We start from the raw sequence: 14,161 nt of genomic DNA, 5'->3' as shown, positions 1-14,161 counted from the left end.
GCCCAAAGGAGAGGAGACGTCAATGTCGAAATCGTTCAGCACGCTCGGCCTTGCTGTGAGCGCCGTGGTGCTCACCTGTCTGCCGGCCGCGGCGCAAACCAAGGTCACCAACGATGGCATCTCGGCATCCGAGGTCGTCATCGGCACCCACCAGGACCTGTCGGGGCCGATCAAGGGCTGGGGCGTCCCGGTCTCCAACGGCATGAAGATGGCGGTCGAGGAGATCAACGCGGCCGGCGGTGTCCAGGGCCGCAAGATCAAGCTGGTCGTCGAGGACTCGGGCTACGATCCGAAGAAAGCGGTGCTGGCTTCGCAAAAGCTGATCGAGCGCGACAAGATTTTCGCGATGGTGGGACCAATGGGATCGCCGACCGTGCTCGCTGCGCAGGATATCTTGCTCGACGCCGGCGTGCTTCAGCTCTTCCCGCTGACGGCGGCCGAGTTCACCTTCAAGTTCGATCCGGCCAAGCCGCAGGAGCGGCTGAAGTTCAACAACCTCCTGCCCTATGTCGAGAGCACGCGCGCAGCGCTCAAATACATGATAGAGGCAAAGAATTTCAAGAAGCCGTGCATCCTGCATCAGGACGACGAGTACGGCAAAAACGTGCTCGACGGCTTCAACCAGCAGCTCACTGCCATGAAGCTGCAGCCGGCCTCGATCACGAGCTACAAGCGCGGCGCCTCCGATTTCAGCGCGCAGGTCGCCAAGATGAAGTCCGACGGTTGCGACCTCGTCGTGCTCGGCGCGGTCCTCCGTGAGCCGATCGGCACGATGGGTGAAGCGAAGAAGCTCGGATGGGACGTCACCTTCCTCGGCGCCACTCCCGTTAACGTGCTCGAAGTGCCGGCGCTCGGCAAGGAAGTGGTGGAAGGCTTGTATTCCGCCTCGAACTTCGAAATTCCCTACGAAGACACCGCAAAGGGAAAGGTGAAGGACTGGCTCGTCAATTACAAGAAGATGTTCAACGCCGACGCCAACACCCAGGCGATCATCGGCTACAATGCGGTGATGACGTTCGCGCATTATGCCAACAAGGCCGGCAAGGATCTCACTGGCCAGAAGATGCTCGACGCGCTGGAGTCCGGCGACAAGTTCCAAGATATCTTTAATTCGCCGCCGACGGTGTTCTCGAAGACCAACCATCTCGCCACCACCGTCACCCAGGTGCAGCAGGTGAAGAACGGCCGCTGGGTGCTGGTGAAGGACAATCTGATGTTTTGATCTCTCGCGGCGATCACGGTGCACCCTCTCCCCTTGCGGGAGAGGGTGGCTTCGCGAAAGCGAAGCCGGGTGAGGGGTCTCTATCCTCACGAATACTCGAGCGAGCGGAGAGAACCCCTCATCCGGCGCTTCGCGCCACCTTCTCCCGCAAGGGGAGAAGGAAGAAAGAGCGACACGAGGGGAGGGGTCCTACGATCCCCCGCCCGCAGTACCCGAATTCACCGGCGCGAGTTCGTCCTCCTGGCAGCGCCAGCCGTCGGCGGCTTTCACGAAGGCAAACGTCCGCTGGATTCTCAGGCGGCGTGTGACGTTGAAGGCCTCGCCGGATCGCTCCTTGCTGCCGACGCCAGTCTGCGGACGGCCCGTCCTGGGGTCCCAGCAGGTGCCGGTGCAGGTGGAAGCGACCTTGCTGCACATGGTGAAGGGCGCCAGCACGACCATCTCGATCTCGCCCGTGACCTGCGCCTCCTGGTCGGTCACCTGGCTGTCGAGTGCGTAGACGCGGTTGATGCGGAGGAAATTGCCGCACGAATTGGCGGCGTGAATCCGTGCGGCGCAGAAATCGACGGCATCGGTGTCGGGCGAGCGCGCCGCGACCTGCCGGCCGAACACTTTCTTCGGATCGCCCTTGGCGGCGGCGATCTCCTCGGTCTTGCGCTTCAGATGCTCGGCGAGACAATCTTCCGCGGACGAAAGCTCGGCAAGCGGCACGTTCTCCTTGCCGACGAGATTGCACTTGCGATCGCGCTCTCTCGTCCATCGGCCGTATTCGGCGAAGGCAAAGCGGGCCGCGGTCGGGTCCAGCCTGCCGATCAGGCCCAGCACCTGGCTGTTGAGCTCGGTTTCGGTGAGCGCCAGCGACGGGTCCGCGCAGATCAGCGCGCCCGCGGCCGTGTTGGCCGCGAGACAGTCGAAATCGGGATCACGCACGATTGCGGCGCGCTCTTCGGTGACCTTGAGAAGGCACGCCTTCACGCGGTCGAAATCGTCGGCGCGGATCGCGGTCTGGCCAACGATGCCGCAGCCGAGGTTGCGCTGTCGGATCCAGATCGCATTTTCCTCGATCGCGGGCAGGCGATCGGGCAGGCGGGCGAGCCGCGCCTCGATCGCCGTGCCGAGCTTCTCGGCGGCGGCGGCCAGCTCGGCATCACCGCAGATCAATTGATTACCGGGATCGCGGATCTGCTGGCAGTTGTTTCGGGCAAACAGCGGCAGCCTGTCGGCGATGGAGCGGTCGGACGGGTCCGATTGCGCGGAGCCTGGTGCCGCCGGCAATACCAGCAGCGCAAGCACAGACAGCACGATGAAACGCATTCCAGTCGCCCCCGCAAAGGCGCCATGCTAGCGCCCCGGATCGCGCGGCGAAACGGCTTTGTGGAGGGGGGTTCAGTGCGCCTCGGGCGCGGCCATCGACAACCGCACGGGTTCGTCGACATATTTCATCACGGCGGACTGGTAGAGCACGAACAGCGGCTGGTAGGTCTGGGCCGCGTCGTCCTCGACCATCGCCATGCGGCGGTTGTCGAGCATCAGCCAGTGGCCGTCGAGCCTTGCTGCGGCGACCGCATGCTCTTCGCCGGCCCTGACATCACGCACCACGACGATGCGGAGGTCCTCATTGGCAACGCCGGCGAGCCGCAGCGCGGCCAGCTTGGCGATGGCATAGTCTTCGCAATCGCCAGCGCCCCGCGCGAAGGTCGCGAGCGGCGAGCTCCAGACGTCGTCGGCGCCGTCATTGGCGGCCCGGATGGCAAGATTGATGGCGCGATTGGTCTCGCCCAGCTTCGCGCGGCCGTCACGGCTGCGGGCCTGGTCGACGATGGTGATCAGTTTGAGCGCCGCCGGCGATGCGCAATTGTCCCGGTCGCCGTCGCACAGCGCGAGCTGCACCATGTCGTCGTCGAGCTTCTGCTTCAGCGCGAACCATTTCTGCTGGAGGCTGCCGGACGAGATGGCGAAGGCGAACACGCCGAACGGCTCGGCGGATCTGCGCACGAGGACGCCGGCTCCAGGCGACAGCAGCGTGCCGGCGCGGAGCTCGGCGGCCGATCCAAGCAGGATCAATCCGCACAGCACAATGACAGCGCGCCAAGCGCGCGAGCGAGCAGCGGTCTCCATCTGACATCCCCTTCCAGCTTCGCCAGGTCCCCCTCGACCTGGTCGTGCCGGGCTTTGTTGCTTTCGCGGAGATAGTGCGAGATGGGCCGTTTTGTTCTGCTTAATGCGCCCGGCAGGGCTCCCAAAACCGTGGGACAGGCTGAAACGGGCCTGTGCAAATTGCGTAAAATTTTACGATTCGCCGGCTAGGAGGGCTCCGTCGCCGCGAAATGGAACCAATTGCGGGCTGAAGCTGCGGGAGGACTGATTCTACCGCTTATGGCTAACAGCCCGCTATTTCACGGGTTCTGTTAGTTGGGTCACAGATTCTGCCCCGTATTTGCCGCAGGATGCTGCGGGGAACTGCGAACAAAAGATGACACAAGTATCCGTCGTTCGATATGGGCGACTGATTACTTTGGATGACTGGGAATGCGTGAAAATAAGCCGAAAACCGACCTCGGAATATTTAAAGAATTACTTCGACTTCTCTGTGAAGGCGCCGCTATTGGGGACTCCTCCAGCCAAGTGATGGGAATCACACAAGCAATAGATGGTTTCACTAAGAGTCTGTCCGGAAAGATTACCTTGGATTGCATAGCTTTCGCAGCATGAGTCGGATGGAGGCCAGCTTGAGAAAGGCGAGCGCCCTGTGATTGAAGCATTCCCAATCTTTGGACAGTCTTCGGCATCGCCCGAGCCAGGCAAAGGTACGCTCGACGATCCAGCGTTTGGGCAAGACGACGAAACGGTGAGCCTGATCGGAGCGTTTGACGATTTCGAGGTTCACGCGCTTCAGAGCGCTACGCAGCCCCTTCTGGAAATGTGGCCCTTGATATCCGCCGTCGGCGTAGAGCTTCAGAAGAAAGGGATAGAGGCCGAACAACGTTGCCATCAGGAGCACGCCGCCGTCGCGATCCTGGATGTCCGCCGCATGCACGATGGCGTGCATCAAGAGGCCTTGCGTGTCGACGAGAATGTGCCGCTTCTTGCCCTTGATCTTCTTGCCCGCGTCGTAGCCATGGAGATCATGAGGCCCCCTTTTTCAGCGCTTTTCACGCTCTGGCTATCGATGATGGCGGCGGTGGGAGAAGCCTCGCGCTCGGCCCTTTCGCGACATTCGACATAGAGGGCGTGATGAATTTTATCGAGCGTGCCGTTCCAGCTCCACAGATCGAAGTAGCCATACAGCGTCGAGCGCGGCGGCAGGTCCTTGGGGATCGCGCGCCACTGGCAACCTGTGCTCAGGATGTACATCAGCCCGTTGGCAATCTCGCGCAGGTCCACCGTACGCTTGTTGCCGCCGCGCTTGGCCGGCGGGATGCGAGGCGCGATCAGCGCCCACTCCTCGTCGGTCAAGTCGCTCGGATAGCGCAGGCGGCTGCGGTCGTAGCGTGCACGGTTCTCGGTAGTCCACATTGGCGGCGCGTCCCCATCGAATCAGGCCGCTCACCTTGAATCACAACCGATTCATTCGACTCAACATGTTTTGGAATAGACACTTAGATTTTAACTCTTTTTGCGGTGCCCCCCGGTTGAATTACGCTGGCAAATTTGACGCCACGATTCCCCTTGATGGCGAGGGTTCCCGCTCGGCCGCGGACGTTCATATCGATTCCTTTACGGCCAAGACTTTTATCGCCAAGCCTTTTGTCGCGAAGGCGCACGGTCACGTGCCCGACGGCACGTTCGTTGTTCCCGATGCTAACCTGATCTTCAATGGCGAGTTCAAGCGCGCAGGTCTCGACCTCGTGCTGTCCCACGAGGGGCATGAGTTCGTCGTTCACGATTATTTCAAGGGCGACAAGCGCGCAGCGATCGCCTCGCCCGATGGCGCCCATCTCACCGGCGACGTCGTCAACGCGCTCACGGGCCATGTGCAGGTTGCGCAGGCCGCGCCCGGCATCGCCGCCGCGCAGGTCATCGGCCACGTCACAAAACTCTCCGGCAGCGCGACCGCGGTTCGCAACGGCGTCTCGGTCACGCTGAACAACGGCGATAACGTCGAGAAGGGCGATGTGGTCTCGACCGGCGCGGATTCGACGCTCGGCATCACCTTCATCGACGGCACCGTGTTCGGCCTGTCCTCCAATGCGCGGATGGTGCTGAACGAGATGGTCTACGACCCCAACGGGTCGAGCAATTCCTCGCTGCTGAGCCTGGTTGCGGGCACCATCACCTTCGTCGCCGGCGAGACCGCCAAGCACGGCGACATGAAGATCGACACGCCGGTCGCCACCATGGGCATCCGCGGCACGGCGGTGCTGACCCAGATCAACTTCGTCGTTCCTGCCGGCGGCGGCGATCCGCAGCCGCAGGCGAGCTTCCAGGTGCTGGTCGAGCCGAACGGCACGACGGGCTCCTACATCCTGTTCGACAAGGTCACGCTGCTGCCGATCGCGACGGTCAACCAGGCTGGCCAGATGATCCAGATCAGCGGCGGCAATGTCTCGATCACCAACGGGCTGCTGTCGCCGGATGTGCAGAAGCTGATCACGGACGTGTTCACGCTGAAGTTCACCGATAACAACACCAACACCAAGCTGACCACGAACTTCACCGACACGATCACGCAGACCAGCGACGGCCTCGTGATCAAGACGCCAGCCGGCTACATCGCGACCGCGCTCTTCACCAACCTTGGTCAGCAGGGACCGCAGGGGCCCAGCGATCACACGACGCCTTTCAACCGTTACCCCGGCAAGCCTCTGTCTCAGAGCCTCGATCTCAACGGCAACGTGAAGACGGCGTTTGTGCTGACCGAGCGCGCGGACACGACCGGCGACACCACGCATTCCGACACGATCTCCGGCCGCATCACCTTCATCGACCAGAACCTGGGCGACAGGCCCACGGTGAGCGTGAACCTCGCCGATGCGCCGAACTACGTCTACAAGAGCGCCGGCCAGGATGTCACCGGCACGCTCTCTGCACTTCAGAAGCAGGACATCGCGGCGACGCAGATCCAGATCAGCGTCGTCGCCGACGGCGCCAACGACAACAACGGCTCGGCGGTCTGGACCTACACGATCCCCGACCATGTCTTCGACTTCCTCGCGGCCGGCGAAACGCTGACGCTGACCTACATGGTCCGCGTCGACAACAATTTCTCGGTCAGCCCCGAGACCACCGTCATCCCGATCACGATCACGATCACCGGCACCAACGACAAGCCGGTGATCACCACCAGCGTTCCGGTCATCATCTTCGAAGGCGGCACCAGCGTGCCGGGTGGCCCGCTCACCAGCGATGTGCCGACGACGGGCACGCTGAACTTCGACGACGTCGATCTCACCGACAAGCATACGGTGTCGGTGGCGCTGACCAGCGCGACCCTGCCTGATGGCACCGTTCCGCCGGGCCCGCTCGCGGCGTTCCAGAGCGCGATGTCGGTCGCGATCGCGGCGGGCGCCGACAGCACCGGAGACGGCACCGGCACCATCAACTGGTCGCTGGCCGATCTGCCGGTCTATCTCGCCGACTTCATCCCGAAGGGTGAGGTGCTGACGCTGGTCTACACCGTGACGCTGACGGATTCGCAAGGCGCGACCTCGAAGCAGACCATCACCGTCACCATCACCGGCACCGACGCGCCCGCGGTGGTGTGGATCGCGACCGACAAGGCCGGCGCTCCCTCCGGCGGCTTCTGGAAGGACGCGGCGAACTGGGCAACCGGCACGGTCCCGACCATCAATGACGACGTCATCGTCATCACCGATCAGCTGCACGGCCTGACGCCGTCCTATCCGGTGACGATCGACACCGCGGCCTACGCCAAGTCGCTGACGATGAACGATTTCGGTGGCCCGCCTCCGAAGGTGATCGTCCAGAGCTCGCTGACGATATCAGGCGCGCTCAACATGGGTGCCGATTCGATCCTCACGACCGCCGCGACCGGAACGATGTCGGTCGGCGGCAAGGCCGAGATTCTGGGCACGAGCGTGCTCACCAATGCCGGCTATCTGACGCTCGCGGGCGGCGGCGATTTCGCCAGCGGCACCAAGATCACCAATTCCGGCACGATCGAGCTGTCCGGCGGCACGCTGAAGACGCTCGCCACGATCCACAATGCCGGCGGCTTGCTGAGGGCCGATGCCGGCTCGACGCTGATCGTCGATACCGCGACGGTCGATGGCGGCACCGTCAGCATTTTGGGCACGCTGGAGCTCGACGGCACCAGCCTGATCGAGAACGGCACGCTGAACAATTCCGGCACTGTCAACGTCAAGGGCACGGTCGAGTTCGCCCACGAGACCGTGTCCAACACCGCGACCGGTGTGATCGAGGTGCTGGCCAACGGCTGGCTGACGATCCATCAGGGCTCCAGCGTTACCAATGCCGGCCAGATCACGGTCGATGCCAGCGGCAAGCTGATCGTCAGCAATGCGACCATCGGCGGTGCTGGTGCGGTGATCGACACCGGCGGCGGCGATGACGAGGGGGGCCCCGTCCTCAACGCCGGCATTCGCGGCGCCGGCACGATTACCAACAACGGTGAGATTGATCTGACCGGCGATGCCGTCCTGAGCGGCGGCATTCTGAAAAACAATACCGTCCTCAAGGTGAGCGGTGCGCGCAATGCGCTCAGCGATGAGACCGTCACCAATGCCGGCATCATCGAAGTGCTCGCCAACGGCGCGCTCGCGATCGAGCAGGGCTCGACCGTCGACAATTCAGCCGGCAATGTCATCGTCGACAGCAATGCGGTCCTGACGCTGGACGATGCCACGATCAGCGGCGGCGCCATCAAGGGCGCCGGCACGATCGACGTCACCGGTGCCAGCAAGATCGACAGCGCCGCCACGCTCAGCGTCAGTGCGGTGACGGTCGAGAGCGGCGTCACGCTGACGCTGGACAACGCGACCGTTGTGGGCACCGCGATCGTCAATCACGGCACTGTCAATGTCGATGCGAGCAAGACGCTGACGTTGAACGGTGCGAGCCTGGCCGGTGGCACGCTCACCATCGCCGGCACGTTGGAATCGACCGGCGCGAGCGCCATCGACAACGCCGACGTCGGCAACACCGGCACGATCTCGGTCACCAGCGGCGCGCTGACGATCGATCCCGGCATCCTTCACGCCATCACCAATCACGGTCTGATCGAGGCAGTGACCGGCGGCACGCTGAAGCTCACGACCGCCACGATCGCCAACGCCGGCGGCATGATCTCGGTCGACGCCGCGTCAAAGCTCTATCTGACCGACGTCTCGATCAACGGCGGCAATCTGAGCAATGCCGGCAATCTCTACAGCGTCGCCGGCCTCAACACGATCACGGGCGGCGTCACCAACACCGGCACCATCGAAGTCCAGAGCGGCACGCTCAACTTGTCCGGCGGCATCACCGGCACGGGCACGCTGATCATCGACGATGACACGACGCTGGAGCTCGGTGGTGCGGACGCGCAGACCGTCACCTTCGCCGGCGGCACCAATACGCTCGAGTTCGACAAGACGAGCCATGCCTTTACCGGCACCATCACCGGTCAGGCCTCGACCGGCGGTACTTTCACGGTCACCGGCGATGCCGACATCTATTCGGGCAAGGGCGACGCGCTCGACTTCACCGCTTCGGGCGGGACGATCGGCAATCGCGGCAACATCGTACTGACCCCGAGCGGTACGCTGACCGGCGCGACCAACGGCATTGTCGTCACCCAGAACGGCATCGGCGACATCTCGCTGACGACATCAGGCGACATCACCGGCCAGACCGGCAACGGCATCGTGCTGCATGACGGCGCGAACGGCGCAGGCGATATCACGGCGACGATCGGCGGCGGCGTTTTCGGCGCGGTCGGTCTCGACATCGTCTCCCATGGCAACGGCGCAGTCACCGTCACCAACAACGGGCACATCTCCGGCACCTCCTCGGTCGGCATCAATGTCGACCAGGACGATGCGGGCGCGGCCGGCTCGACGCACATCACCAACACCGGCTCCGTGGTCGGCGCCGATGGTTTTGCTGCGATCTCCATCCAGGAGAACGGCACCGGCACTGCGACGATCATCAACTCCGGCACCATCGGGCCAGCCGATGCCGGAAGCGTGTCCTCATCGACCTATGCGATCATCGAGACTGGCGGCGAGATCACGATCAACAACACCGGCCACATCAACGGCAACATCTCGGTCGCCACCGCCACGTTCAATAACAACGCAGGCGGCACCTGGACGGTCGCCGGCAGCGGCGTGTTCGGCGATGCGTCGTCGATCGTCAACCACGGCGACATCGATCTGCACGGGGCCTCCATTTCCGGGGCCGATCTGACCATCGAAAATTATGGCGACATCGACAGCTGGGGCACTGCGTCGATCACGGGCGACATCACCAACACCGGCGCCGGCTCGATCGAGGTTCACACCGGGACGCTGACGCTGTTTGGCTCGCTGTCGGGCTCGGCCACGGGCGCGGTCGTCGTCGATGCCGGCGCGACGCTCGAGGTCAAGGGTGCGGTATCGCAAACGATCACGCTTGCCGGTGACGGCGCCGAGTTGGAGATCGATACGAAGGATTTCGGCGGTTCGATCGCGGAGCTGTCCGCGAACGACAAGATCGACCTGACGATGATCAAGTGGGGCCTCGGCACCAGCGCGGTCTATGTCCCCGATGCCGATCATCCCGCGAGCGGCGGCGTGCTGACGGTCACCGGCGACGATGGCAAGAGCATCAGCCTGACCCTGGTCGGAGACTATCGCGACGCGCATTTCGCGGGTAGCGATGAGGGCGGCCACACGCTGATCACGATCCATGCGGACGACGATGCGCCGACATTCACCACCACGGATGTGGCGCAGCTGACCGCAAGCTTCTCCGAGCAGCCTGATACCACCGGTTCGTCCTCGACGATCGACCCGTCGCCGGCCGCGACCGGCTCGATCGACTTCGAGGACATCGACCTGACCGACCGTCCGACGGTGACGAAGGTCGACCAGGACGTGACCTGGCTCGACGGCGCCACCGACCTCACCGCGTCGCTCACGCCCGACGAGACCGCCGCGTTGAAGAACGCGCTGACGTATCAGCTGACCGGCAAGAACAACGGTACCGTCACCTGGCACTATTCGATCGCCGACAACGCGCTCGATTTCCTCGGCCAGGACCAGACGGCGAAGGTCGTGTCCACCATCACGCTCGATGATGGCCGGGGCGAGACCACCACGACCGACGTCACCATCACGATCACCGGCAAGAACGACGCGCCGACGCTCGACAGCGCGACGCTGGCCGCCGTCGCCGGCAACGACAGCGATCCGGCTGGCAGCAAGATCCGCGATCTCTTCACGAACAAGTTCCATGACGTCGACACTGGCGCGACCTTCAAGGCCATCGCGGTGACGTCGGACGCCGCGACCGCCGACCAGGGCGTCTGGCAGTACAAGGTTGGCGGCTGCTGGGTCGATGTCGACTCGGTCGGTGATGCGAATGCGCTCGTGCTGAGCTCCGCTACGCTGATCCGGTTTGTGCCTGCCGACGGATTCAGCGGCGAGCCTGGCGCGCTGGGCGTCCACGCTCTCGACGACACCTATACAGGCGCCATCACCACCGCTGGCTCGACGGCGACGATCGATCTCACGGCGACGGGCACCGGCGGCACCGCGTCGATCTCGCACGACATCACCACCATCGGCACGAGCGTGACGCTTGCCATCGGCCCAGTCATCAATACCGAGAGCTTCCACGTCGAGCACATCCGCGAGAACAGCAACGATATCATCACCGATCTGGTGGTCACCGATACCGATTCTGGCGCGGCGACGGACATTTTCACCGTCACGGTGTCGACCTCGCATCCGGATACCAGCAGCGTCAGTGCATATACGACGACGGGCTCGCTCGAGCAGATAAACACCGGCCTCGCAGAAGGTGCCGGCATCACCTACGACCCGACAGGCGCCAGCACCGAGCAGTATCCGCAGCCGCCCGTGACGGACAAGATCACGGTGACCGTTGCCGACTCGACCGGCCATTCCGACACCGTGAACTTCATCTTCGTCGAGGGCGCCAACAGCCAGGGCATCCGCCTGGAGGGCACCGACGGCAAGGACGTGATCTTCGCCACCGAGTCGAGCGACACGCTTATCGGCGGCGGCGCCAAGGACCAGTTCGTGTTCGCGCCGACGTCGTCGCAGTCCACGGTCCAGCACAGCGTCGACGATTTCGAGGTCGGCCTCGACAAGATCGACCTGCGGCAGTTCGGCAGCATCAGCTCGCTGGACGACGTCAATATCGCTCCGCAATCGGGCGGCGCCCAGATCACGCTGGACAACCACGAGACGATCCTGCTGAAGAACGTGATCGCGGCAAATCTGAAGGCCAGCGATTTCATCTTCCACATCACCTGATCGCCGCCCGGGCCTCCTGGCGGCCGGCTCGTAGCTTGACCGCGGCAAAAAATCCATAATCCTCAACCGCCGGGGAATAGCCAATCGCCCGCGGACGCTCCATGATCGGTGCCCCGGGCGCGATGCAGGTCAGGAAGTCCGACTAAAATGAAACGTCTCAAGATCCTGCGGCGGTGGTTTGCGCGGAAGCTCGGCTTCGCGCGGCTGATGTGCCTTGCGCTGCTGGTCTTGTTCGCCGGCGCTCGTGTCTGGGATCCGCCGCCGATCCAGGAATTGCGGCTGCGCACCTTCGACATGTTCCAGCTGATCGATCCGCGCCACAAGGCGGCGCGGCCGGTCACCATCGTCGACATCGACGACAAGAGCCTCGCCAAGCTCGGCCAGTGGCCATGGCCGCGCACGCGGATCGCGGACCTGATCCAGAACCTCACCGGTAACGGCGCGGTGACGATCGGCTTCGACATGGTGTTCTCCGAAGCCGACCGGCTCAACCCGGATCTGGTCGCGAGCCAGATGCGCGATCTCGACGACGCCACCCGCGCCAGGCTGCGCGAGCTCCCGACCAACGACCAGATCCTCGCCGACGCGATCAAGCGCTCGAGCGTGGTGCTGGGCGAGACCGGGCAGCAGCCGATCTCGTCCGAGATCGACAAGTCGCTGCCCTTCACCGGCATCGCGACGGTCGGCGAAGAGGGCGCCGAACGCTTCCTGTTTGAATTTCCGGGCCTGCTGCGCAACGTGCCCGTCATCGAGAAGGTCGCCGCCGGCCGGGGCCTGTTCTCGATCAAGACCGAGCGCGACGGCCTGATCCGCCGCGTGCCGTTGATCATGCGCGCCCAGGGCAACATCATGCCCTCGCTCAGCCTCGAGATTTTGCGCGTCGTCACGGGAACGCCGACGCTGCTGATCCGGACCGACAAGACCGGCATCAGGGCCGTGCGCCTCAAGGGCGTGGAGATTCCGACCGACAAGAACGGCCAGCTCTGGGTGCACTACGCCCGCCAGGATCCCTCGATCTACATCTCGGCGGCCGACGTGCTCGACAACACCGCGCCGCCGAACAAGATCGCTGGCAAGCTGGTGCTGGTCGGCACCTCGGCGGTCGGGCTGAACGACATCAAGACCACGCCGGTGTCATCGACCATGCCGGGTGTCGAGATCCATGCCCAGGTGCTGGAGAGCGTGCTCAGCGGCGCGGTGATCTCCCAGCCGAACTATGCGCTCGGCGTCGAGCTGATCGCCGCGCTCGTGATCGGCCTGCTCGTCATCATCTTCACGCCGAATCTCGGACCGGTGCGCCTCGGGCTCGCGGGCGCGATGTTCGCCGCCATCCTGGTCGGTGTGTCCTGGTTCTTCTATGCGCAGAACCGCTACCTCATCGACTTCACCTATCCGCTGCTCTCGACCACCGCGATCTATCTGACACTGATCTTCGCCAGCTTCGTGCGCGAGCAGCGTCAGCGCGTGCAGATCCGCGGCATGTTCGCGCAATACATGTCGCCCGTCCTGGTCGAGCAGCTCGCGCAGTCACCCGAAAAGCTCGTGCTCGGCGGCGAGGAGCGCGAGATGACGATCATGTTCTCCGACGTGCGCGGCTTCACCACGATCTCGGAGAGCTACAAGCAAGATCCGCAAGGCCTGATCGCGCTGATGAACCGCTTCCTGACGCCGCTGACCGACGTCATCATCGATCAGAAGGGCTACATCGACAAGTACATGGGCGACGCCATCATGGCGTTCTGGAACGCGCCGCTCGATGATCCCGATCACGAGGTCAACGCCTGCGAGGCCGCGATCCAGATGCTGGAGCAGATCGACGCCGTCAACAAGGAGCGCGAGCATGAGGCCGCCGACGGCGGTCATGTCTACATCCCGCTCAATGTCGGTATCGGCCTCAATACCGGCATTGGCGTCGTCGGCAACATGGGCTCCGACCTGAAGAAGAACTATTCCGTACTCGGCGACAGCGTGAATCTCGCCTCACGCCTGGAAGGCCAGTCGAAGGAATACGGCTTTCCCATCATCGTCGGCTCCAGGACCGCGCTCGCCGCCAAGGACAAGTTCGCGATCCTCGAGCTCGACTTCATCATGGTCAAGGGCAAGACCGAGCCGGAGGTGATCTACGCCATCGCCGGCCGCGAGGACGTGATGCATTCGGGCGCTTTCCAGCGCCTGCGCAACGTCACCATCGAGATGCTCGGCTGCTACCGCGGCCGCGACTGGCAGGGCGCGCTGGAAGCGATCGAGCGCGGCCGCCGCAGCGAGGATGCCGACACGCTGGAAAAGCTGTTCAAGCTGTACGAGGCGCGGATCAAGGAATTCCAGATCAATCCGCCGGCGGAAGGATGGAACGGCGCGTATGCGCTGCTGACGAAGTAGCGGTGTGAGTGCGTGGCCATCGCTGGTGCTGCACTGAAAGTGTCGTCCCCGCGTACGCGGGGACCCATACCCCCAGGGAGATGTTATCGCGCGAGCCGGTAACTCCGAGTCTTCG

Annotated in this window: 5 protein-coding genes and 1 pseudogene; 3 read left to right on the top strand and 3 right to left on the bottom strand. The window is 63.6% G+C overall.

Going from position 1 to position 14,161, the window contains the following annotated elements:
• Nucleotides 1-22: 22 nt before the first annotated feature.
• Nucleotides 23-1,222: an ABC transporter substrate-binding protein gene (locus tag HAP41_RS42335; RefSeq protein ID WP_166077459.1), complete on the top strand. Its 1,200-nt coding sequence runs from the start codon at nucleotides 23-25 to the stop codon at nucleotides 1,220-1,222.
• 189 nt (nucleotides 1,223-1,411) lie between these two features.
• Here the strand turns inward: HAP41_RS42335 and HAP41_RS42330 are convergent, their stop codons facing one another.
• From HAP41_RS42330 to HAP41_RS42320, 3 genes and pseudogenes are all read right to left on the bottom strand, one after another.
• Nucleotides 1,412-2,536 (bottom strand): lysozyme inhibitor LprI family protein, encoded by a 1,125-nt coding sequence (locus tag HAP41_RS42330; RefSeq protein ID WP_166077468.1) that lies wholly within the window; start codon nucleotides 2,534-2,536, stop codon nucleotides 1,412-1,414.
• A 72-nt stretch (nucleotides 2,537-2,608) separates the two neighbouring features.
• Entirely contained in the window at nucleotides 2,609-3,340 is a 732-nt protein-coding gene (locus HAP41_RS42325) for a transglutaminase-like cysteine peptidase (protein WP_166077477.1), read from the bottom strand.
• 562 nt (nucleotides 3,341-3,902) lie between these two features.
• Nucleotides 3,903-4,738: pseudogene (locus tag HAP41_RS42320) on the bottom strand (IS5 family transposase).
• A gap of 116 nt (nucleotides 4,739-4,854) precedes the next feature.
• Here HAP41_RS42320 and HAP41_RS42315 point away from each other — a divergent pair.
• Together HAP41_RS42315 and HAP41_RS42310 are read left to right on the top strand one after the other, a co-directional pair.
• Entirely contained in the window at nucleotides 4,855-11,667 is a 6,813-nt protein-coding gene (locus tag HAP41_RS42315) for a FecR domain-containing protein (RefSeq protein WP_166077507.1), read from the top strand.
• A 147-nt stretch (nucleotides 11,668-11,814) separates the two neighbouring features.
• Nucleotides 11,815-14,046 (top strand): CHASE2 domain-containing protein, encoded by a 2,232-nt coding sequence (locus HAP41_RS42310; RefSeq protein ID WP_166077529.1) that lies wholly within the window; start codon nucleotides 11,815-11,817, stop codon nucleotides 14,044-14,046.
• Nucleotides 14,047-14,161 lie beyond the last annotated feature (115 nt).

It is taken from the genome of Bradyrhizobium barranii subsp. apii, assembly GCF_011516635.5.
Classification (GTDB): Bacteria; Pseudomonadota; Alphaproteobacteria; order Rhizobiales; family Xanthobacteraceae; genus Bradyrhizobium; species Bradyrhizobium barranii.
Note: the sequence above shows the minus strand (reverse complement) of the source record. Positions and strands in the feature narration are given on the sequence as shown.